A 21,387-nucleotide genomic window follows, 5' to 3' on the forward strand; every position below is an offset into this window, starting at 1 on the left:
TCTAGTTTACTTGAGGTTCTATTCTCCATGCCATGAGCATGGAAGTGACCGCGTGGAACCAGCTGTATTCGCTGAACAACCGCCCGGAGCGTCGCCAGGTGTCGAAGGCGACGCTCCGCCGCGTCTGGGGGTTCGCCAGACCGCACCGCCGCAGGATCGCGGTCTTCCTGGCGCTGAGCGTGGTGATGGCGGCGCTGGCGGTGGCTCCGCCGGTGCTGGCCGGCCGGGTGCTGGACGCGATCGGGCAGAGCGCGCCGCTCGGCGTGGTGGTGGGCCTGGCCGCCCTGATCGCGGGGCTGGCGGTGGCCGAGGCCGGGCTCGGCCTGCTGACCCGGTGGCTGTCGGCCGGGCTGGGCGAGGGGCTGATCCTGGACCTGCGCATCGCCGTGTTCGACCATGTGCAGCGGATGCCGGTGGCGTTCTTCACCCGGACGCGTACCGGCGCGCTGGTCAGCCGGCTCAACAACGACGTGATCGGCGCGCAGCGGGCGTTCACCGACACGCTGTCCAGCGTGGCGGGCAACGTGGTGACCCTGCTGCTGGCGCTCACCGTGATGGTGGGCATCTCCTGGCAGATCACCCTGCTGGCGTTGCTGCTGCTGCCGGTGTTCGTGCTGCCGGCCCGCCGGATGGGCGTCAGGATCGCCCGGCTCAGGCGCGAGGCGGCCGACCACAACGCGACCATGGCCACCCAGATGACCGAGCGGTTCTCGGCGCCGGGCGCGACGCTGGTGAAGCTGTTCGGCAGGCCGGCCATGGAGTCGGCCGACTTCGCCGCGAGGGCGAGGCGGGTGCGGGACATCGGGGTGCGCACGGCCTTCACCCAGTCGGTCTTCGTCACCGCGCTCACCCTGGTGTCGGCGCTGGCCCTGGCGCTCGTCTACGGCCTGGGCGGCTTCTACGCGCTGCGCGAGCAGCTCGACGCGGGCTCGGTGGTGGCGCTGGCGCTGCTGATCACCCGCCTCTACTCGCCGCTGACCGCGCTGGCCAGCGCCCGGGTGGACGTGATGAGCGCGCTGGTGAGCTTCGAGCGGGTCTTCGAGGTGCTCGACCTGGAGCCGCTCATCAAGGACCGGCCGGGCGCGGGCGAGGTGCCCGCCGGGCCGGTCGGCGTGGAGTTCGACGACGTGCGCTTCGCCTACCCCTCGGCCGACAAGGTGTCGCTCGCCTCGCTGGAGGAGGTGGCCGCGCTGGACACCCGCGGTGGGGTCGATGTGCTGCACGGGGTCTCCTTCACGGCCGAGCCGGGCCAGATGGTGGCTCTGGTGGGCTCCTCCGGCGCGGGCAAGTCGACGATCGCGCAGCTCCTGCCGAGGCTGTACGACGTGGACGCGGGCGCGGTCCGGATCGGCGGCGTGGACGTACGGGACCTGACCGCCGACTCCATCCGCGAGGCGCTCGGCATGGTCACCCAGGACGGCCACCTGTTCCACGACTCGATCAGGGGCAACCTGCTGTTCGCCCGCCCGGAGGCGAGCGAGGAGGAGCTGTGGGACGCGCTGCGCAGGTCCCGGCTCGCCGCCCTGATCGAGTCGCTGCCCGACGGGCTGGACACGGTGGTGGGCGAGCGCGGCTACCGGCTGTCCGGCGGCGAGCGCCAGCGGCTGACGATCGCCCGGCTGCTGCTGGCCGGCCCTCGGGTGGTGATCCTGGACGAGGCCACCGCGGCGCTCGACTCCACCTCGGAGGCCGCCGTACAGGAGGCGCTGGCCGAGGCGCTGGACGGGCGGACCGCCGTGGTGATCGCGCACCGGCTCTCCACGATCCGCGCCGCCGACGTCATCCTGGTCATCGAGGACGGGCGGATCGTGGAGCGCGGCACGCACGCCGAACTGCTCGCCGAGGGCGGGCGCTACGAGGAGCTCTACCGCACTCAGTTCGCCGACCCGGCCATCACGGTCTGAGGCCGCTCCTCCTTCTTCGGGGTACGGCTCTCGCGCAGCGTGGAGAGGGCGACCGGGATGCCTGCCAGCACGACCACGGCCGCGATCACCAGGGTGAACTGGTAACCCTCCAGGAAGGCGGTCAGCGGCGGCCCGTCGCTCGCCGCCTGCCTGGCGGTCAGCAGCGCGCCCAGGACGGTGATGCCGAGCAGCCCGAACACCTCCCTGGAGACGTTCAGCACCCCGGAGGCCACCCCTGACCGTCCCGCCGGCATCCCGCTGAGCACGGCGGCGGTCAGGGGCACCATCAGGCCGCCGCCGAGGCCGTACAGCATGAACCAGGGGAGCACGTCGGAGTAGCCGGCGTCCGCGCCGACCCCGGCGAGCATCAGGATGGCGGCCCCCATGAGCGCCATCCCGAGCGCCACCGTCCGCCCGATGCCGAGCAGCGCGCTGATCCGCTGGGACAGCACCGCCACCACCGCCATGATCAACGCCATCGGCACGAACGCGGCCCCGGCCTCGGTGGGGCTGAAGCCGAGCACGTTCTGCAGCCAGAGCGCGCTGAAGAAGTAGATGCCGAACACCCCGAACGACCAGATGCCGCTGGTGATGGCGCCACCGGTGAACTGCCTGGCCCGGAAGAGCGACAGGTCGATCATCGGCTCCGCGGATCTCCTCTCGACCAGCACGAACGCGGTCGCGGACAGCAGCGTGACGGCGACGGCGGCCAGGATTTCCGGCGAGGTCCAGCCGGCGGCCTCGCCCTCGATGAGCGCGTAGGTCAGGGCGAACAGCGCGAGGGCGGAGGTGGTCAGGCCCGGCAGGTCCAGGCGGTGCCGTACCCGGGTGAAAGCGGGCCGTACCGCCCACAGCGCGAGCCCGAGGGTCACCGCTCCGATGGGCACGTTGATCAGATAGATCCAGCCCCAGTGCAGGTTCTGGCTGATGAACCCGCCGGTGACGGGGCCGAGCGCCATGGACAGCGCGCCGGCCACGCTCCAGATGCCGACGGCCCTGCCGCGCTCGGCCGGGTCGGGGAAGATCTGGGAGAGCAGGGCCAGCGAGGTCGGGGTGAGCAGCGCCGCGCCGACGCCCTGCGCCGCGCGGGCGGCGATCAGCGTCCCGCCGCTGGTGGCGAGCCCGGCGCCGAGCGAGGCGAGGGTGAAGATGATCAGGCCGGTGACGAACACCCGCCTGGCTCCGTACAGGTCGGCGAGTCTGCCGCCGACGAGCATCAGCCCGGCGAACACCAGGATGTAGCCGCTCACGATCCACTCCAGGCCGGAGATCGTCAGCCCCAGCTCCCGCTGGATGGTCGGTAAGGCGACATTGCCCACGTTGTTGTCCAGCGCGGTCATGAAGGCGCCGAGCGTCATCGCGATCAGCGCCCACCATTTGCGGTCCACGACAGTCCCCCTATACGTCGTACTTGTACGTCGTATAGTTGAACTTGTACGGCGTATAGTTGTCAACCGTGATGGGAAAACTGAGCGCCGCGTCGATCGTCGAACGGGCGATCCAGATCGGCGACACCGAAGGCATCGACGCCGTGACCATCAGGCGGCTGGCCACCGACCTCGGCGTCACCCCGATGGCCCTCTACTGGCACTTCAAGAACAAGGAACAGCTCCTGATCGGCATGGCCGATCACCTTGTGGCGAACTTCGCGCCCAAGCCCGCCGACGATCGGCCCTGGCGGCTGCGGCTGCGCGAGCTGATCGAAGGGCTCATCCACGTCCTGCGCGCTCACCCGTGCGCCCGCACCGTGCTGGAGCAGATCGACAAGGAGGACGTGCCGAGCTACCTGGCCGTCTGGAACGAGGCCCTGGGGCTGACCCGCGCGGCCGGGTTCGCCGACGGGGAGTCCTGCCTCATCTCCAAATACCTGCTGCAGAGCGCGATCGCCATCGCCGACGCCCCCGTGCACTTCCGCTCCGGCCACACCGACGAGGAGATCGCCGAGATCGTCCGGGTCAAGCGCCTGTCCCTGGAGTCACTCCCCGCCGACACCTACCCCCACCTGGTCAGAATGGCGGACTCCATGGTCAACCTCCCGCCGGGCCTCTACGACTCCTTCGGCGTCGACCTCATCCTCGCCGGCATCGAATCCCTCGCCGCCCGCCGCTCGTAGCACGCTCAGCGGCGGGGGGAGCGGGCCAGGCCGGCGAGGAGGGCGCCGGTCAGGACGACCGCGAACAGGACCGCGTAGGTGCGCTCGAAGCCCTGCATGAGCTGCCCCACCGCCACCGGTGACAGCGTCGACAGGGTGCCCGCGTACACCTGGGCCCGCACCTCCGGGCTCACCGCGCTGCTCAGCACGCTGAGCGACAGGCCGACGCCGAGCACGATGCCGACGTTGATCACCATGAGGCGGAAGCCGTTGACCACGCCGAGGCTGCCGCTCGGCAGCGCCCCCATGACCTGGGTGGTGTTGCCGGTGAGGAAGGTGCCGCTGCCGCAGCCGGCGACGAACAGGCCGATCCCGATGACCCAGTACGGCACGCCGGGGTCGGCCGTGAGCAGGAGCGCGCCGAGCCCGGCCGCGCTCATCAGCGCGCCGCCGATGGACAGCAGGTACGGCGAGACGCGGCGCCCGAGCAGGCCGACGACGGGGGAGGACAGCGCCATGCCCACCGGCACCGGCAGCACGCTCAGCCCGGCGGTGAACGGATCCACGCCCCTGGCCGCCTGGAAGTACAGCGCCACCACCAGGATCAGCGCCGAGCGGGCGACGGCGTTGCAGAAGGAGGCCAGGTTCGCGCACGCCAGCATCCGCCCGCCGAACAGCCGCAGGTCCAGCACCGGGTTGGCGGCCCGCCGCTCCACCAGCACGATCAGCGGCACCAGGATCACGAACAGGGCGGCCCCGATCACCGCGACGGGACTTGTCGGCCCGTTGGAGCCGGCTTCGGACAGGGCCAGGATGATGGCCGTCAGCGCGGTGAACACCAGCGCGTTGCCCATCCCGTCGACGGGACGTCTCGGTCCCTTCGGCACCTTGCGCAGGATGAGCGCGCCCCAGATGAGCGCGACCAGCCCGGCGGGCACGTTCACCCAGAAGATCCACTGCCAGCCCGCGGTCGCGGCGATCAGCCCGCCCAGGGTGGGGCCGGCGAGCTGCGCCACCGACAGGGTGCCCATGTAGACGCCCATGCCCTGGCTGAGCCGGTCGGGCGGGAACGCCTCGGTGATGATCACCGTGCCGTTGGCCAGGATCATCGCCGCGCCGACCGCCTGAAGCATCCGCATCACGATCAGGAACCACACGTCCGGCGACAGCCCGGCGAGCAGCGAGGCCACGGTGAACAGCGCGAACCCGGTCAGATAGACCTCACGCCTGCCCAGCAGGTCGGCCACCCGCCCGAAGAACACCAGGCTCGCCGTGTTGACCAGCAGGAACGCCAGCAGGATCCACCCCGACTGGAACGGCGTGGCGTGGAAGTGCCGCACGATTGTGGGCAGGGCCACGTTGAGGGTGCTGCCCGCGATGCCGATGAGAACGAGTCCCAGACTGGTGACCGAGCACACCCGCCAGGCGTAGCGCAGGCGGGCGGCATCATCGGAGGTGGTCGCGACCATGCCCCTTACTATGACGTACGGCGTACGTACGATTTTAGGTAGCTTGCGCGTTTGCGCAGTCGGTTCAGGTCAGCGTGCCCGTTTGCGCAGTCCTTCCATGTCGTGCACCACCACGCGCCGCCTGCCGGTCTCGATCAGCCCCCGGTCGCGCAGCGTGCGCAGCGCCTTGCTGACGGCCTCCCGGGACGCGCCGGTCCACCCGGCGAGCTCGTCCTGCGACAGCGGCAGCGCCACCCGGACCCCGCCGTTCGTCTTCTCGCCGTAGCGCTCGGCCAGCTCCAGCAGCCGGGTCGCCACCCGTCCCGTGGTGTCGAACGCGCCGTACTCGATGCGCTTCCTGTCGGCGTCGCGCAGCCGCCCGGTGACAAGCTGCATGAGCAGGACGGCGATCCGCCCGTGCTCCTGCAGAAAGCCGGTGAAGTCCCGGATGGCGATGCCCGCGATGGGTTCGAGCGAGGTCACGGTCGCCGAGCGCGGCGAGCCGTCGATGGCCGACATCTCCCCGAGCAGCGCGCCAGGGCCACGCACCGCCAGCACCACCTCGGTGCCGCTGCTGGTGTGGGAGGAGACCTTCACCCGGCCCTCGGTCAGCACGAGCACCCAGTCGGAGGTGTCACCCTCGGACATCACCGTCGTCCCGCGATCCCACCGCCGGGGCCGGCCGGCGGCACACACGACCTCGATGTCTTCGGGCGTCAGCATGGCTAGGAACTCGCCGGGCTCTGGCTTCATGTGCCTGATTATGTCCGTACGACCCGCGACCTTTCTATGTCATTGCCGTCAGAACGTACGCCTCCACGGGCTCTTCCTTGCCCTTGAGGCTGAGCTTCCCCAGCGGCTGCACCGTCGCACGGCCGCCGAGCTGCTTGTGCGTGGTCGCGCCGATCACCACGGTGCCGGGCTCGGCCAGGCTCTGCAACCTGGCGGCCACGTTCACGCAGTCGCCCATCGCGTTGAACCCGCGCAGCCGGGGGCTGCCGATGTTGCCCACCAGCGCCGGCCCGGTGTTGACCCCGACCCGGAACGTCGGCCACTCGACGTCCCCCTGCGTCCAGGCGGCCTCCTCCGCCACCTCGGCGGCCGCCTGCTGCATCGCCAGCGCCGCCCGGCACGCCGCCGCGGCGTGGTCGCCCTGGGTGGCGGGGGCGTTGAACAGGGCCAGCAGGGCGTCTCCGACGAACTGCACGATCGTGCCGCCGTTGTCGAGAATGCAGGGCACCGCGGCCGTGTGGTAGCGGTTGAGCATCTCCACGATCTCGCCCGGCGTGACCCGCTCGGAGAACGTGGTGAAGCCCTTGAGGTCGGCGAAGAGCGCGGTCAGCTCCTTGAGCTGGCCGCCGAGCGCCGCCTGCGTGGGGTCGGCCAGCAGGGCCTGGGCCACGTCGGGCGACATGTACTGCCGGAAGAGCGTGTCGAGCTCCTGGTAGAGGCGGGCGTTCTCCAGCGAGATGGACAGCTGGCCGGCCAGGGTGGCGGCCAGGGCCTCGTCCTGACCGGTGCGCCCGAGCGGCACCTCCAGGACCCCGGCCAGGTGGCTCTTGACGGTCAGCGGGTAGGCGACCAGGTTGTCGCGCCTGATGGGCGTGGTTCCGGTGAACTCGTACTCACGTGAGCCGATCTGCGCCTTGCCCTCCGAGACCAGGCCGATCCGTACGTCGCCGTACGCCTGCCGGACGCTCTCCAGCGCGGTCGCCAGCAGCTCGGTCTCCGGCAGGCCGATCCGGGTCTGGGCGCTCACCTCGACCAGCGCGGCCAGCCGTTCGGACAGCTCCCGCTCCTCCGCCAGCGCCCGGCCGGCCCGGTCGAGCACCGCGGCCTGCCCCTCGTTCAGCCGGAACTTGCCCGACATCCGGGTCGCGGCCAGCGGCTCGCCCCGCCGCACGTGCTCGACCATCTCCTCCAGGGCCGCGTCGTAGTCGCGCTGGATGCGCCGCACGGTCGCCGACAGCGCCACCGAGTCGAACAGCCCCGCGCTCGACCCCTCCCGCCTGAACTGCAGGTAGGCGCTGTAGGCGACGAAGACGAACGCGAACGTCAGCAGGATGTGCCACTCCCACCACGACAGGTGCCAGTTGAGCTGGGACATCCCGGCGACCATGGACTCGGCCAGCAGCGCGTAGGCGGTGATGAGGCTGATCAGCATGGCCGACGGCCCCCGCTTGTGCAGCAGGAACATCATCACGCTGGCCGCCAGGTAGAGCGCCAGGCCGGGCAGCGACGCGACCACCAGCCAGTCGACGGGCGCGAGCAGCGGCGGCCGGCTGAGCGGGGTCAGATCGGGGATCAGCGACGCGACGCCCCAAAGGATCATGAACCCGACCAGCACGCCGCGCACCAGATGCTGCGAGCGCAGCACCGCCTGCGCGGCCTTCTCACCCAGTGGGAACGCGGAGGCGAACGCGAACATCGACGCGATCGTCAGCCCCACCTGCTGCCCGATGTCGAACCCGAGCGAGCCGGTGGGCAGGATGACCTTCGGCGTGGCGAGCCCGTGCAGGAAGAAGAACCCGGCGCTGCTCAGGAAGACCATCGACACCAGGAACAGCCTGGCGTCCTGCCTCCTGCGCGACGCCTCGCTGATCAGCGTGCCGAGCGCCACGTTCAGCCCGGCCACCAGGATGATCATCCAGAAGTGGCTGGAGTTGTGCTCCCACATGATGTTCAGCTGCGGCTGGGCCAGCAGCAGCCATAGCCCGAGCAGGGGCAGTCCCAGATGGATGGCCCACACGACCCCGCGCACCGGTTGCGTGGCAGGGGGCAGGTACGGGCTGGGAGTGGACAAGGTGATTCTCCGCCTTCGACGCGCTTGGCATGCGAACGCCCTGATTATCCACCGACTACCGCGCCTGCCAATGCGGCTTTTTACGGACAGGGAAATTCCTGACTATGTCAAGTAGCGTCAGCCGCTTAAGTCACGATATGTGTCGTGATGAACACGTTATGTGAACCTTGTCGTCCGGCAGAACGATTGAAGCGTCAACCTCATTGCTCGACATGAGCACCACTTGTATCTGGAAGGACAACCGTGGCTATCAAGGTTCGCCGTGGGCGTGTGCTCACTCTCGCCACCGCTGTGGCGCTGGCCGGCTCGCTCCTCACCGCCGGTGGCGTCGCCACCGCGTCGTCGACCGCGTCGTCGGCGGTGTCGGCCGGCAAAGCGGTGACCGCCTGCGTGCACAAGAAGTCGCGCTATGTGCGCATTGTCAATACGACCACCAAGTGCAAGGTGACTGAGGTCCGCATGGTCATCGGTGGCGGGGAGGAGGCGACGCCCAACCTCGCGGCAGGCCCCCGGGGCGAGCAGGGCGCCCAGGGCCCGAAGGGTGACACCGGACCCGCCGGCCCGCAGGGCAGGTCGGGCAGGCAGGGCATCCAGGGCAAGCAGGGCATCCCCGGCAAGGACGGCGCCCCTGGCAAGGACGGCACGAACGGCACCAACGGCAAGGACGGCGCGGACGGCAAGAACGGCCTGCCGGGTGCGGACGGCAAGAACGGCCTGCCGGGTGCGGACGGAAAGGACGGTCTGCCGGGCAAGGACGGAAAGCCGGGTCAGGACGGCAAGCAGGGCGTTCCGGGGCCCAAGGGCGACCCTGGCAAGGACGGCAAGGACGGCAGCGGCGCCACCTACACGACCTACACGAAGAGCAGCAACTTCTCGAAGAATGGCGGCTCGGCCTCCTGCAACCCGGGTGACATGATGACCGGCGGCGGTTTCTCGGTCAGCAATGGCGGCCAGGTCATCTCCAGCGCCCCCTCGGGCGGCTCATCCTGGTCGGTCGGCGTCCAGGGACAGGGCCACACCAGCGGCACCGTCTACGTCGTCTGCCTGAAGAAGGCCTGAACGACCAAGGGCCGGTACGGAGTCCGTACCGGCCCTAGGTGTTGACGATCAGCCGAACAGCGCCGGCAGCGTGCCCGTGTGGGTCGCGCGCAGCTCCTCGACCGGCACTTCCAGCACGTCCTCCACCACCAGCGAGGTGCCGCCGGTGACGCCGAGCCCGTAGCAGGGCACCTCGTGCTCGAAGCAGAGCGCGGCGAGCTCGTCGAAGGACTCCGGCCGGACCACGACCAGCGCCCTGGACGCCGACTCGCTGAACAGGTCGGTGAACGGCTCGCCGCTCAGCGCCACGGTGGCGCCGACACCGCGCGCCAGGCAGGACTCCGCCAGCGCGATGGCCAGACCGCCGTCGGACAGGTCGTGCGAGCCCTCCAGCAGGCCGCGCCTGGCCGCTTCGACCAGGACGGCGCCGAGCGCCTGCTCGGCCACCAGGTTCGCCTGCGGCGGCAGGCCGCCGAGGTGGCCGTGGACGACGTGCGCCCACTCCGAGCCGCCGAACTCCGCGCTCGTCTCGCCGAGCAGCGCGACCCGCAGCCCTTCGCCGGTGAAGCCGGTCGGCACCCGCTTGGCCACGTCGTCGATCACCCCGAGCACGCCGACGACGGGCGTCGGGTGGATCGGGGTGGAGCCCGTCTGGTTGTAGAAGGAGACGTTGCCGCCGGTGACCGGCACGCCGAGCGTCCGGCAGGCGTCGGCCAGGCCGCGCACGGCCTCGGCGAACTGCCACATCACCTCGGGGTCCTCGGGGGAGCCGAAGTTGAGGCAGTTGGTGACGGCCAGCGGCTTGGCCCCGGTCACCGCGACGTTGCGGTAGGCCTCGGCCAGCGCGAGCTGGGCTCCGGCGTAGGGGTCGAGCTTGGCGTAGCGGCCGTTGCCGTCGGTGGACAGCGCGATGCCCCTGGTGGTCGGCTCGGCGCCGGCGATCGCCTCGGAGATGCGCAGCATCCCGGCGTCGGCGGGCTGGGCGAGCACGGTGTTGGAGCGCACGTAACGGTCGTACTGACCGGTCACCCACTCCTTCGACGCCAGGTTGGGCGAGCCGAGGAGTTGCAGCAGCGTGGCGCGCAGGTCCGCAGGTCGGGCCAGGCCGTCGGGGGTGTCGGAGTTGAGCGCCACCTGGCCGGCGGGCTCGTGCAGGGGCCGCTCGTAGACCGGGCCCTCGTCGGCGGCGGTGCCCGGCGGGATGTCGACGATGGTCTCGCCGTTCCAGGTCATCACCAGCCTGCCGGTGTCGGTCACCTCACCGATCACGGTGGCGGGGACGTCCCACCGCTCGCAGATCGCCATGAACGCGTCGATGTCGGCGGGCCGTACGACGGCCATCATCCGCTCCTGCGACTCGCTCATCAGGATCTCCTCCGGCACCAGGGAGGGATCACGGAGCGGGACCAAGTTGAGGTCGACGTGCATGCCGCCGGTGCCCTTGGCGGCCAGCTCGGTCGTCGCGCAGGACACCCCGGCCGCGCCCAGGTCCTGGATGCCCACGACCACGTCGGCGGCGTAGAGCTCCAGGCAGCACTCGATGAGCAGCTTCTCCATGAACGGGTCGCCCACCTGCACGGCGGGCCGCTTGGCATGGGACTCGTCCTCGAAGGTGGCGCTGGCCAGGACGCTCGCGCCGCCGATGCCGTCAGGGCCGGTGGAGGCGCCGAACAGCACGACCTTGTTGCCGGGGCCGGGCGCGACGGCGAGCTTGATCTGGTCCTTGCGCAGCAGGCCCACGCAGAGCGCGTTGACCAGCGGGTTGCCGATATAACACGGGTCGAAGACGACCTCGCCGCCGATGTTGGGCAGGCCCAGGCAGTTGCCGTAGTGGCTGATGCCCTCCACCACGCCGGGCAGCACCCGGCGGGTGTCGTCCTGGTCGGCGCCGCCGAAGCGGAGCGCGTCCATGACCGCGATCGGGCGGGCGCCCATCGACATGATGTCGCGCACGATCCCGCCGACGCCGGTGGCGGCGCCCTGGTGCGGCTCGACGTAGGACGGGTGGTTGTGCGACTCGATCTTGAACGTGGCCGCCCAGCCGTCGCCGATGTCCACCACGCCGGCGTTCTCGCCCATGCCCACCAGCAGCGCCTCGGACTTGGGCGCCTTGGTGGCGAACTGCTTCAGATGCACCTTGGACGACTTGTAGGAGCAGTGCTCGGACCACATGACGCTGTAGATGGCCAGCTCGGAGCCGGTGGGGCGACGGCCGAGGATCTCGCGGACCCGGTCGTACTCCTCCCGCTTCATGCCCAGCTCGGCGTAGGGCATCGGCTCGTCGGGCGTGCCCTCGGCCCTGCTGACGGAGTCGGTGCTCATGCGTTCACCAGCTTCTTGAGAATGGAGGTGAAGAAGCCGAGGCCGTCGGTGCTCGGCGCGCCGACCAGGTCCTCGACGGCGTGCTCCGGGTGCGGCATGAGGCCGACGACGTTGCCCGCCTCGTTGCGGATGCCCGCGATGTCGTTCATCGACCCGTTGGGGTTGCCGCCCACGTAGCGCACGACCACCCGCCCGGCGGACTCCAGCTCGGCCAGCGTCTCGGCGGAGGCGACGTAGCGGCCCTCGCCGTGCTTGACCGGCAGCACGATCTCCTGGCCCGCCTCGAACGCGCCGGTCCAGGCGGTGTCCGCGGACTCGATCCGGACCCGCTGGTCACGGCAGACATAGTGCAGAGAGGCGTTGCGGGTCAGCGCGCCGGGCAGCAGGTGCGCCTCGCACAGGATCTGGAACCCGTTGCACGTGCCCAGCACCGGCAGCCCCGCGCGGGCGGCCGGGATGAGCTCCTCCATCAGCGGCGCGAACCGGGAGATGGCTCCGCACCGCAGATAGTCGCCGTAGGAGAAGCCGCCGGGCAGAAAGACGGCGTCGACCCCCTTGAGATCGTGATCGGCGTGCCACAGGGGCACGGCCTGCGCACCCACGAGCCCTACGGCCCTGGCGGCGTCCTGGTCGTCGAGAGTGCCTGGAAACGTGACTACGCCCACACGGGCAGCGGTCATGACAGTCGTCCCCTTCGAGGAGTTGCGCAGCCGCCATCCCCGAGGCAGGCGGCGGTCACTTCAGGTTATCGGGTACGTCCCCATGCTCCTCATCAACCTCCCACCGGCAGCGCCCCCACCCCACCGGCAGCCACTGACCGGCAGCAGGGCAAGCGCACCGGCTACGGACAGAAATGACAGTTGATCATGGACGTTTCTGACATGCCGAGGGGGACAATTCTGATATTCATCAGCGGACAGTCCCTGCCTGCTGTCTGAAAGCCCAGGTCAGGAGGTGTTCAGCGGGGTGTTCGACGCCCCGACGCGCAACCTCAGACGGCGGCGAGCTCGCGGGCGTGGTCGTCGGCCGCGTCGTCCCAGGCGAGCTGCTTGCGCATGTGCACCGTGGTGCCACGGCCGGGGGTGATGCCGAAGGAGATCTCGTCGACCACCGAGCGCATGATCAGCAGACCACGGCCGTTCTCGGTGTCGGCGGGGGGAAAGTGCAGCGGCATCGACGGCAGACCGTCCCCGCTGTCGGCCACGCGCACATCGCAGCGGCCGTAACCGATCGACGCCGTCACTTCGTAGCGGTTGGCGGGACCGCCGTGCCGCACCGCGTTGGAGCACGCCTCGGAGACCGCGAGCAGCATGTCGGCGATGCACGACTCACTCACATGCAACGAGCGCATCGCGTCGCCGAGCACTCGCCTGACCATCGGGATGCCTATGGCGTCCCGAGGCAGTGCCAACGAGAACTCAATGTCCACCGGACTCCTCCGGGCTCCGGAATGTTACCTGGAGTAAGTTTCCCCGTGAAATCGGGGCTAACCGCAAAATCACGCTGTTGTTATTTAGTGTTGGCCGGCCCGTGGCATTGCGGCACGCCAGAACCCCCGCTTAAGCCCGCGAGCGGCATTTGAGGTATCAAATGTGGCGTTTTACCCCTCAACACGCAGCGTGAAGTCCTCGATCACGGTGTTGGCCAGCAGGGTCTCGGCCATCTTTCGGACGTCCGCAAGTGCCGCCTCGTCGGCCGGACCGTCGAGCTCCACCTCGAACCGCTTGCCCTGCCGTACGGCTGACACGCCGGAGAACCCCAGCCGGGGCAGCGCACGGGCGATCGCCTGGCCCTGCGGGTCGAGAATCTCGGGCTTCAGCATGACGTCTACGATGACGCGCGCCACTGCGTTCCTCCAGGGTAAGGCGGGATTGGCAAAGGACAGCCTACCCGCGCGTGTGGCAGCGGGTACAACGGGAACGGGGAGGAGATGGGGCTTGCGCGAAGGGCTGTGACGTCTGCCACCATGTCCCCAAGCGCGGACGAACCACCATCACATGGTCCGGACGCTCACCAGGCCGGACGTAGGTGGCGACCCCACCAAGACCGGCCCCGACCGCACAGGAGCGGCACGTGACAGTCGACGCCTCTCGTGGTGCCGAAGCACCCCCCGAGCTCGTTCAACTCCTCACCCCCGAAGGCGAGCGGGTCGAGCACCCCGACTACGACATCGACCTGACTCCGGAGGAGGTCAGATCCCTCTACCGGGACCTGGTTCTCGTACGGCGCATCGACCTTGAGGCCGTGGCCCTGCAACGGCAGGGCGAGCTCGGCATCTGGGCCTCCCTCCTCGGTCAGGAAGCCGCCCAGATCGGCTCCGGCAGAGCCCTGACCGACACCGACATGGCCTTCCCCACCTACCGTGAGCACGGCGTGGCCTGGTGCCGCGACGTCGACCCGGTGAAGCTCCTCGGCCTGTTCCGCGGCGTCAACCACGGCGGCTGGGACCCCAAGGAGCACAACTTCCACCTCTACACGATCGTCATCGGCAGCCAGACGCTGCACGCCGTCGGCTACGCCATGGGCATCCAGCGCGACGACGCCACCGCGGCGACCATCGCCTACTTCGGCGACGGCGCCACCTCCCAGGGCGACGTGAACGAGTCGTTCATCTGGGCCAGCGTCTTCAACGCGCCGATCGTGTTCTTCTGCCAGAACAACCAGTGGGCCATCTCCGAGCCGCTGGAGAAGCAGACCCGCATCCCCCTCTACCGCCGGGCCTCCGGCTTCGGCTTCCCCGGCATCAGGGTCGACGGCAACGACGTCTTCGCCTGCCTGGCCGTCACCCGCCAGGCGCTGAAGAACGCCCGCGAAGGCCAGGGCCCCACGCTCATCGAGGCGTTCACGTACCGGATGGGCGCCCACACCACCACCGACGACCCCACCCGCTACCGCGTGGCCAGCGAGCTGGAGGCGTGGAAGCTCAAGGACCCGATCGAGCGCGTCAAGGCCTACCTGTTCAAGAACGAGCTGGCCGACCAGGAGTTCTTCGACTCCGTGGACGCCGAGGCCGAAGGGCTCGGCGCCGACCTGCGCAGCCGTTGCCTGGCCATGCCCGACCCCGGGCCGCTCGACATCTTCGACCACGTCTACGCCGAGCCGCACGCGCTGATGGACGAGGAACGCGCCCAGTACGCCGCCTACCTGGAGGGGTTCGAGAGATGACCGTGCTGAGCCTGTCCAAGGCGCTCAACGAGGGCATGCGCAAGGCCATGGAGGACGACCCCAAGGTCCTCATCATGGGCGAGGACGTCGGCAAGCTCGGCGGCGTCTTCCGCGTCACCGACGGCCTGCAGAAGGACTTCGGCGAGGACCGGGTGATCGACACGCCGCTGGCCGAGTCCGGCATCGTCGGCACCGCGATCGGGCTGGCGCTGCGCGGCTACCGGCCGGTGTGCGAGATCCAGTTCGACGGGTTCGTCTTCCCCGCCGCCGACCAGATCATCACCCAGCTCGCCAAGATGCCGATGCGCTCGCTGGGCGCGATCAAACTTCCGGTCGTCGTACGCATCCCGTGCGGCGGCGGCATCGGCGCCGTGGAGCACCACAGCGAGTCACCCGAGGCCTACTTCACCCACACGGCCGGCCTGCGGGTCATCGCCTGCTCCAACCCGGCCGACGCCTACGCGATGATCCAGCAGGCCATCCACTGCGACGACCCGGTCATCTTCTTCGAGCCCAAGCGCCGCTACTGGGAGAAGGCCGAGATCGACACCACCGACACCGGCTGGTGGACCCCGATGGACCGCGCCAAGGTGGTCAGGGCGGGCGACGACGTGACGCTGCTCGCCTACGGGCCCATGGTCAAGACCTGCCTGGAGGCCGCCACGGCCGCCGAGGAGGACGGCCGCTCCCTGGAGGTCATCGACCTGCGCTCACTCAACCCTCTGGACGCCCCCCTCGTCATGGAGTCCGCGCGCCGGACCGGCCGGGTCGTCGTCGTGCACGAGGCCCCCGTCAACAGCGGCTTCGGCGCCGAACTGGCCGCGCGCATCACCGAGCAGTGCTTCTACCACCTGGAGTCGCCCGTGCTGCGCGTCGGCGGGTTCTCCACCCCCTACCCGCCGTCCAAGCTGGAGGAGCACTACCTACCCGACCTCGACAGGGTGCTCGACGCCGTCGACCGCGCCTTCGGCTTCTGACAGGGGGATCGTTCGTGAGACGTGAATTCAAGCTCCCCGACGTCGGCGAAGGACTGACCGAGGCCGAGATCGTCCGCTGGCACGTCCAGCCGGGCGACGAGGTCAAGGTCAACCAGATCGTCGTCGAGATCGAGACCGCCAAGTCCATCGTCGAGCTGCCCATCCCGTGGCACGGCGTGGTGGCGGACCTCCTGGCGGACGAGGGCGTGACCGTCGAGGTGGGCCTGCCCATCATCGCCGTGGAAACCGGCGAGCCCGCACCCGACGTCCCGGTGGAACGGCGAGCACTGGCGGAGGACCTGGTGCCCAGCCCACCCGCCGAAGGCGCCGTCGAGCCCGGCGCCCACGGCAGCCCGGCCCCCAAAGAGGAACGCCAGGCGGTCCTCGTCGGCTACGGCGTAAAGATCGGCGCGACAAGACGCCGCCCCCGCAAAACTCCCACCCCCGCCACCATCCCAGCCCCTCCCGTAGCCAACCCCGACCGCACCGAACTCCCAGGCACCCAGCCGTCGCCCGCTCCCGGCACCCCGCCGCCCGCGGCTCCCAGCGCCGGGGCGGTGAGTAGGGGTACGGCGGAGGTCGGCGCAACGCGTACGGACGTGAGCCGTATAACGGTCCTGGCCAAGCCACCGGTACGCAAACTGGCCAAGGACCTCGGCGTAGACCTCGCCACCATCACCGGAACAGGCCCCCAAGGCTCCATCACCCGCGAGGACGTCCACGCCGCCACCGGCCCGGAGGAACTCCCGCTCCAGGAGCCACCCGCCGCGCAGACCGTACAAGCGCTGGAGGAGCGCATCCCCGTCAAGGGCGTGCGCAAGATGACCGCCCAAGCCATGGTCGGCAGCGCCTTCACCGCCCCGCACGTCACCGAGTTCCTCCAGGTGGACGCCACGGCCACGATGGAGGCCGTCAAGCGCCTGCGAACATTGCCGGAGTTCGCCGACGTCAAGGTCTCCCCCCTGCTGCTGGTGGCCAAAGCAGTCCTGACCGCCGCCAAACGCCACCCGATGATCAACTCCGCCTGGGACGAGGCGGCCCAGGAAATCGTCGTCAAGCACTACGTGAACCTGGGCATAGCCGCCGCGACCCCCCGCGGCCTGGTGGTGCCCAACATCAAGAACGCCCACCAACTCTCCCTCCCCGACCTGGCCGAGCACCTGGCCCAGCTCGCGGAGACCGCCAGAGCGGGCCGCACCCAGCCGCCCGAGATGGCGGGAGGCACGATCACGATCACCAACGTGGGCGTCTTCGGCGTGGACGCCGGCACCCCGATCCTGAACCCCGGCGAGACCGCCATCCTCGCCTTCGGCCAGATCAGGGACCAGCCCTGGGTGGTGGACGGCCAACTCGCCGTACGCAAGGTGACGACCCTGTCGCTCTCTTTCGACCACCGCGTGGTGGACGGCGAACTCGGCTCGCTCTTCCTCCGCGACGTAGGCGCGATGCTGGAGGACCCCCTCCGCGTCCTGGCCTGGACCTGACCCACCGGGAGGGCGCCTGACAGCGCCCTCCCACCAGCCGACGTCGCCTCAGGCGGCCCGGCCGGACGACAGGTGGGGCCCGGTCTCGGTGAGCAGGCGTTTGTCGCGGGACGTGGCCCCCCACGACCCCAGCACCACAGGCACGCCCAGCGCCTCGGACACGGCGGCCGGCCAGTCCGTCACCGGCTCCCCGTACACCGGCCTCTCGCGCAGCAGGCGAGCGGCCAGAGCGCCCTGCCGAGCCAGCGCCCGCTCCTCCTCCACCCGCGCCTCCAGGACAGCAGGCGCGCCCCCCTCGTACCCCACGCACATCCGCGACACCAGCGCGTCCAGATGGGTGAGCGCCAGCCCGTCGCACCCCCCGGCGGCCTCCAGCGCGTACCGGTGCGCGACCGCGTCGAAGTGGCCCAACCTGAACGCCCCCTGCCACGGCCCGGTGCCGTTGTGCCGCTCGGGCAGCTCCAGGGTGGGGTCCTCGGTGACCAGCGGCCCCGGCCCATGCCGGGTGGTGTAGGTCCGCAGCACGCCGAGCCGCGCCGCGCCGACCCCCGCCAGCAGGTCGAGCGCGTTCCCGAACGTCGTGGTGCTCCAGGTCGTGTACGGATGGAAGCCGTGCCGCTCGTCCAGCAGCACCCCCTGCGCCCCTTCGAACACCACCGGCCCCCGCCTGAGCAGCCGTGGCAGGTGCCCGTCATCGGTGAGAGCCACCGCCGAGGCGAACGCGCCGTAAGCCGCGACGCAGTCCTCCACCGGCGGCCCGCCCACCCCCAGCGCCTCACGCACCGCCCGCAACTTGCCCGCCAGCACCCGGGGCCGCGCGCAGTCGCCGGCGCGCGGCGCCAGCTCCGGCCGGGCCAGCGCGAACGCCATCGTCTCGCCCACCCCCATCCCGCACGACCCGTGCCGGTCCGCCCCGCGCGCCAGCTCGCGCCGCCGCCCCGCCGCCACGTGGTACGGCGTCGCGACCAGCGCCTCCCGATCCACACTCACCAGTCCGTACGGGTCCCGCACGCCGATGGACACCAGATGGGCCGCCTCGGCGGACAAGGCCAGCGGGTCGACCACCACGTACCTCGACAGATAGGTGGGCACCCCGCGCATCGTGCCCGACCCGAACTGGGCGAACGTGTGCTGCCTGCCGTCGGGCAGCACCACGTTGTGCGCCGCCTGGGCCCCGCCGTTGAAGCGGACCACCGCCTGGACCGGCTCACGGGAGCCTGCGTGGGAGCACAGCCAGTCCACGACGGTGCCCTTGCCGGCGTCGCCGTACCCGAGGTCGGCGACGATCACATGCTCGGTCACCCGCCGAGCCCGTCGAGCCCGCCGAGCCCGTCGAGCGGCTCGGACACGACCAGCGTGCCCCGGTCCAGCCTGGCCAGCGCCTTCGACACCGACGCCCCGGCGTCCGAGCCCAGCCCGGCCAGGTCGTCGAGGCCCTGGGCGAGGTCGATGGCGTCCTCGCCGAGCCCGACGGTGAGTGCGATCGTCTCGCACACCGCGTCGAGGTCGTCGAGCTCCAGCACGTTCTGCCCGAGCAGGCCGCGCCAGACCGACAGCACCTCGCGGTCGCCGGCGTAGCTGGTCCCGGCGGGCAGGATGTAGTAGACGTCGTACTTCCTGGTCAGCTCGGCGACCATGTCGGCCACCTTGATGTCGCGCTCGATCGGGTCGCCGATCAGCGTGTGCGCCATCTTGCGGCTGACCCGGGGATAGGGCAGCTCGTCGCCGATGATGAACAGGTAGCCGCGCCGGCCCCGCTTCTCGTAGCAGTCGATCGTGGTGTGCCTGGCCATGAAGTACATGGCCAGCTCGTAGGACTCGGTCTTCTGCCCGCCGCCCCCGCCTTCGAGCAGGATCCGGCCGAGCTGCTCGTCCATCCGGTTGTCGGACTCGAACTGCCCGACCTGCAGCGGCGCCCGGTCGCAGGTGGCGTCGCCGATCGCGCCGAACATGATCTGCGGGTCCTCGGCGTACCCCTTGCGCAGCAGCAGCCCGAGCAGGTCCGGCAGCTTGGTCTGCAGCGTGCGCGGCACGTGCCCCATGGAGCCCGTCACGTCGAACAGCACCGAGATGGCCAGCGAGTTCGGGTGCTCGGCGGAGTCGCGGCTCTCCCTGGTGATCTTGTACGGCGAGAGGTCGGGGTGGGTGGTGGTGGCGCCGCTGTCGGTGTGGGCGAAGGCACTGGCGCCGGTGGCCTTCCGGTGGTGGGCGGCCGAGGCGTAGACGTCGGTGGACCAGATTCCGCTTCCCATGGGGGATCCTTCCCTAGAGGTGAAGAGGCCGGTACGTGCGCGGCCCGTAAAGCGTTTCGAGCAGTTCGTCCAGCTCGGCGAGCAGCGCCCAGGCGTCGGCGGGCGGCCGCAGCAGGCACCCGCGTACGAAGGCGCGCATCGCCTTGGGGTGCTCGCCCAGCAACCCGGCGACACACCGCGTGACCGCCTGGACGTCCCCCCGCGCCCCGGCCGGAGCCGTCCCGCCGGGGCTCATCCCGGCCCCCGTTCCGCCTGGGGTGCCGAGCGTGCCGCCGGTCGGGGCGAGGTCCTGGGCCTGGCACCAGTCGACGAGGATGAGCCCGTGGTCGAGGGGGTGGACGAGGACGTGGCGGGGGAGCACCGCGCCGTGCGCGATCCCGGCGCGGTGGGCCAGGCCGACGGCCACCAGCATGCGCCGCCAGATCCACGCCACGTCCCTGGGATCGAGCCCGGTGCCGATCCGGTCCAGGCCGACGAACCCGTCGGGGGCACGACTGATCACGTTCGCCTGCCGTACCGTAGCGCCGGTTTTATAGCGAAATTTCTCGATCAAGCGGGGGATGTACGGCAGGAAGCGCGGGTCCGCGTTGCCGGCGAGCTCCCGAAGCGCGGTGGCCTCCCGCACCAGCAGGTGACTGTCCACCGGCACCCGCGCCACCTTGAGCACCACCCCGCCCACCGATCCCGCCCCACCCACCCCAGCGTCCGGCCCCCTGGCCGCCCGGCCACCCACCCCAGCGTCCGGCCCGCTACCCGCCCGGCCGCCCGGTCCGTCGGCTGAGCCGGCGTCTGGGGCGGCGGCTGTGGCGGCCGGGTAGAGCACGGCGGTGCCGCCCTTGTGGAGGGGCGGGCCGACGCGGTAGTGGCCGACCCGCTGACCCTGGTTGTGGATCTCCCACAGCGTGGCCAGCCGGGCGAACGCCGCCGCCGAGCCCGGGGAGACGTCCGGGTGCAGCAGCCGCGCCAGCCGCCGGTACACCCGCACCGGCGACCCACCCGCGAACAACTCGGCCGCCGACCGCGCTCCGGCGACGATCGCCTCCGCCTCGGCCGTGGTCATCGAGCCACCTCCCTCGCGGCCGGAGGCGTCGAATGTCGTGGTCATCGGATCTCCTCCTCGCGCGAGGGCCGCAGCAGTGCCGGATGGAGGAGCCGGGCGTCGCCCGCGCGGTAGAGCTTGGCCCGGGGCCCGCCGCGGACCCCGCCGGACTCGGTCGTCTCACCCGTGCCCTCCACGAACCCGGGGACGGACAGCACCTTGCGGTGGAAGTTGCCCGCGTGCAGCGGCGTCCCCCACACGCTCTCGTAGATCAGCCGCAGCTCGGAGACGGTGAACGTGTCACCGGCGAAGGCGGTGGCCAGCGGGGTGTACTCCAGCTTGGCGCGGGCCCGCTCGACCCCTTCGGCGAGGATCCGCCCGTGGTCGAAGGCGAGCGGCGGCAGGTCGTCGACCGGGTGCCAGACGGCGGCCGCCGCGTCGCTGCCGGCCCGTGGGTCGGGCAGGTCGGGCGCGAAGGCCAGGTAGGAGATCGACACCACCCGCATGCGCGGGTCACGGGCCGGCGCGCCGTAGCTGGCGAGCTGCTCGATGTGCGCGGGCCTGGTGTCCAGCCCGGTCTCCTCGGCCAGCTCGCGCACCGCCGCCTCCGCGAGGTCCTCGTCCGGCTTGATGAAGCCGCCGGGCAGCGCCCAGCTCCCCGCGTACGGCTCGACGCCGCGCTCGACGATGAGGACGTGCAGCCGCCGGTCGCGAACGGTGAGCGCCACCACGTCCACGGTCACCGCCACCGGCGCGTAGAGCCGCGGGTTGTACGAGGCCAGGAACTCTTCCATGATGTCCTTCTCATAGTGAGTAAGTCTCAAGATGAGAATAACCAGAGCGACGCGTCGCTGTCGATAGGA

General features: G+C 70.6%; 18 protein-coding genes. 6 read left to right on the forward strand and 12 right to left on the reverse strand.

The window, feature by feature from the left end:
- Positions 1–32 precede the first annotated feature (32 nt).
- Positions 33–1,904: an ABC transporter ATP-binding protein gene (locus IEY87_RS32690; RefSeq protein WP_189142679.1), complete on the forward strand. Its 1,872-nt coding sequence runs from the start codon at positions 33–35 to the stop codon at positions 1,902–1,904.
- On the opposite strand, the gene IEY87_RS32695 is transcribed toward IEY87_RS32690, so the two are convergent.
- Positions 1,874–3,292 (reverse strand): MFS transporter, encoded by a 1,419-nt coding sequence (locus IEY87_RS32695; protein WP_225277843.1) that lies wholly within the window; start codon positions 3,290–3,292, stop codon positions 1,874–1,876. The genes IEY87_RS32690 and IEY87_RS32695 overlap by 31 nt on opposite strands.
- Before the next feature lie 71 nt (positions 3,293–3,363).
- On the opposite strand from IEY87_RS32695, the gene IEY87_RS32700 reads away from it, so the two are divergent.
- Positions 3,364–4,017, forward strand: a complete 654-nt coding sequence (locus tag IEY87_RS32700; protein ID WP_225277879.1) for a TetR/AcrR family transcriptional regulator — start codon at positions 3,364–3,366, stop codon at positions 4,015–4,017.
- Positions 4,018–4,022: 5 nt separating this feature from the next.
- Here IEY87_RS32700 and IEY87_RS32705 read toward each other — a convergent pair whose 3' ends face one another.
- The 3 genes from IEY87_RS32705 to IEY87_RS32715 all read right to left on the reverse strand — a co-directional run bounded on the left by IEY87_RS32705 (position 4,023) and on the right by IEY87_RS32715 (position 8,247).
- On the reverse strand, positions 4,023–5,465 hold the full coding sequence (locus IEY87_RS32705; protein ID WP_189142681.1) for an MFS transporter: 1,443 nt from the start codon (positions 5,463–5,465) through the stop codon (positions 4,023–4,025).
- Positions 5,466–5,534: 69 nt separating this feature from the next.
- The gene (locus IEY87_RS32710; protein ID WP_189142682.1) at positions 5,535–6,197 is read right to left on the reverse strand and encodes a Crp/Fnr family transcriptional regulator; all 663 of its coding nucleotides are present in this window, start codon (positions 6,195–6,197) and stop codon (positions 5,535–5,537) included.
- Positions 6,198–6,231: 34 nt separating this feature from the next.
- The gene (locus tag IEY87_RS32715) at positions 6,232–8,247 is read right to left on the reverse strand and encodes an adenylate/guanylate cyclase domain-containing protein (protein ID WP_225277842.1); all 2,016 of its coding nucleotides are present in this window, start codon (positions 8,245–8,247) and stop codon (positions 6,232–6,234) included.
- Positions 8,248–8,490: 243 nt separating this feature from the next.
- On the opposite strand from IEY87_RS32715, the gene IEY87_RS32720 reads away from it, so the two are divergent.
- Complete coding sequence (locus tag IEY87_RS32720; RefSeq protein ID WP_225277841.1) at positions 8,491–9,306, forward strand: collagen-like domain-containing protein; 816 nt, start codon at positions 8,491–8,493, stop codon at positions 9,304–9,306.
- A 48-nt stretch (positions 9,307–9,354) separates the two neighbouring features.
- On the opposite strand, the gene purL is transcribed toward IEY87_RS32720, so the two are convergent.
- The 4 genes from purL to purS all read right to left on the reverse strand — a co-directional run bounded on the left by purL (position 9,355) and on the right by purS (position 13,453).
- The gene (gene purL / locus IEY87_RS32725; RefSeq protein WP_189142683.1) at positions 9,355–11,607 is read right to left on the reverse strand and encodes a phosphoribosylformylglycinamidine synthase subunit PurL; all 2,253 of its coding nucleotides are present in this window, start codon (positions 11,605–11,607) and stop codon (positions 9,355–9,357) included.
- The gene (gene purQ, locus IEY87_RS32730) at positions 11,604–12,287 is read right to left on the reverse strand and encodes a phosphoribosylformylglycinamidine synthase subunit PurQ (RefSeq protein WP_189142684.1); all 684 of its coding nucleotides are present in this window, start codon (positions 12,285–12,287) and stop codon (positions 11,604–11,606) included. The genes purL and purQ overlap by 4 nt, the downstream gene beginning before the upstream one ends.
- A gap of 311 nt (positions 12,288–12,598) precedes the next feature.
- Positions 12,599–13,036, reverse strand: a complete 438-nt coding sequence (locus tag IEY87_RS32735; protein WP_225277840.1) for an ATP-binding protein — start codon at positions 13,034–13,036, stop codon at positions 12,599–12,601.
- A 171-nt stretch (positions 13,037–13,207) separates the two neighbouring features.
- Positions 13,208–13,453 carry a phosphoribosylformylglycinamidine synthase subunit PurS gene (gene purS / locus IEY87_RS32740; RefSeq protein ID WP_189142685.1) on the reverse strand — a complete coding sequence of 82 codons (246 nt, stop codon included), beginning with the start codon at positions 13,451–13,453 and terminating at the stop codon, positions 13,208–13,210.
- A gap of 227 nt (positions 13,454–13,680) precedes the next feature.
- Between purS and pdhA the strand changes: the two genes are divergently transcribed.
- Genes pdhA through IEY87_RS32755 form a run of 3 tightly spaced genes read left to right on the forward strand, consistent with a single transcriptional unit; the run spans position 13,681 to position 17,233 of the window.
- A complete protein-coding gene (pdhA, locus tag IEY87_RS32745; protein ID WP_189142686.1) occupies positions 13,681–14,772 on the forward strand; it encodes a pyruvate dehydrogenase (acetyl-transferring) E1 component subunit alpha in 1,092 nt (363 codons plus the stop codon).
- Entirely contained in the window at positions 14,769–15,749 is a 981-nt protein-coding gene (locus IEY87_RS32750; RefSeq protein WP_189142687.1) for an alpha-ketoacid dehydrogenase subunit beta, read from the forward strand. The genes pdhA and IEY87_RS32750 overlap by 4 nt, the downstream gene beginning before the upstream one ends.
- A gap of 14 nt (positions 15,750–15,763) precedes the next feature.
- Positions 15,764–17,233, forward strand: a complete 1,470-nt coding sequence (locus IEY87_RS32755; RefSeq protein ID WP_189142688.1) for a dihydrolipoamide acetyltransferase family protein — start codon at positions 15,764–15,766, stop codon at positions 17,231–17,233.
- 48 nt (positions 17,234–17,281) lie between these two features.
- Here the strand turns inward: IEY87_RS32755 and IEY87_RS32760 are convergent, their stop codons facing one another.
- Genes IEY87_RS32760 through IEY87_RS32775 form a run of 4 tightly spaced genes read right to left on the reverse strand, consistent with a single transcriptional unit; the run spans position 17,282 to position 21,318 of the window.
- On the reverse strand, positions 17,282–18,535 hold the full coding sequence (locus IEY87_RS32760; RefSeq protein WP_189142689.1) for an adenylosuccinate synthetase: 1,254 nt from the start codon (positions 18,533–18,535) through the stop codon (positions 17,282–17,284).
- Complete coding sequence (locus tag IEY87_RS32765) at positions 18,532–19,485, reverse strand: hypothetical protein (protein ID WP_189142690.1); 954 nt, start codon at positions 19,483–19,485, stop codon at positions 18,532–18,534. The genes IEY87_RS32760 and IEY87_RS32765 overlap by 4 nt, the downstream gene beginning before the upstream one ends.
- Positions 19,486–19,498: 13 nt before the next feature.
- Positions 19,499–20,590 (reverse strand): J domain-containing protein, encoded by a 1,092-nt coding sequence (locus IEY87_RS32770; protein ID WP_189142691.1) that lies wholly within the window; start codon positions 20,588–20,590, stop codon positions 19,499–19,501.
- Complete coding sequence (locus IEY87_RS32775) at positions 20,587–21,318, reverse strand: NUDIX hydrolase (protein WP_189142692.1); 732 nt, start codon at positions 21,316–21,318, stop codon at positions 20,587–20,589. Before IEY87_RS32775 ends, IEY87_RS32770 begins: the two co-directional genes overlap by 4 nt.
- Positions 21,319–21,387: the final 69 nt, after the last annotated feature.

Source organism: Nonomuraea glycinis, assembly GCF_014646515.1.
Classification (GTDB): Bacteria; Actinomycetota; Actinomycetes; order Streptosporangiales; family Streptosporangiaceae; genus Nonomuraea; species Nonomuraea glycinis.

What these genes read in the sequence shown, in the direction of transcription:
- IEY87_RS32690 (WP_189142679.1), top strand. Translation starts at nt 33, where the DNA reads ATGAGCATGGAAGTGACCGCGTGGAACCAGCTGTATTCGCTGAACAAC.
- IEY87_RS32700 (WP_225277879.1), top strand. Translation starts at nt 3,364, where the DNA reads ATGGGAAAACTGAGCGCCGCGTCGATCGTCGAACGGGCGATCCAGATC.
- IEY87_RS32705 (WP_189142681.1), bottom strand. Translation starts at nt 5,465, where the DNA reads ATGGTCGCGACCACCTCCGATGATGCCGCCCGCCTGCGCTACGCCTGG.
- IEY87_RS32710 (WP_189142682.1), bottom strand. Translation starts at nt 6,197, where the DNA reads ATGAAGCCAGAGCCCGGCGAGTTCCTAGCCATGCTGACGCCCGAAGAC.
- purL (WP_189142683.1), bottom strand. Translation starts at nt 11,607, where the DNA reads ATGAGCACCGACTCCGTCAGCAGGGCCGAGGGCACGCCCGACGAGCCG.
- purQ (WP_189142684.1), bottom strand. Translation starts at nt 12,287, where the DNA reads ATGACCGCTGCCCGTGTGGGCGTAGTCACGTTTCCAGGCACTCTCGAC.
- IEY87_RS32750 (WP_189142687.1), top strand. Translation starts at nt 14,769, where the DNA reads ATGACCGTGCTGAGCCTGTCCAAGGCGCTCAACGAGGGCATGCGCAAG.
- IEY87_RS32765 (WP_189142690.1), bottom strand. Translation starts at nt 19,485, where the DNA reads ATGGGAAGCGGAATCTGGTCCACCGACGTCTACGCCTCGGCCGCCCAC.
- IEY87_RS32770 (WP_189142691.1), bottom strand. Translation starts at nt 20,590, where the DNA reads ATGACCACGACATTCGACGCCTCCGGCCGCGAGGGAGGTGGCTCGATG.
- IEY87_RS32775 (WP_189142692.1), bottom strand. Translation starts at nt 21,318, where the DNA reads ATGGAAGAGTTCCTGGCCTCGTACAACCCGCGGCTCTACGCGCCGGTG.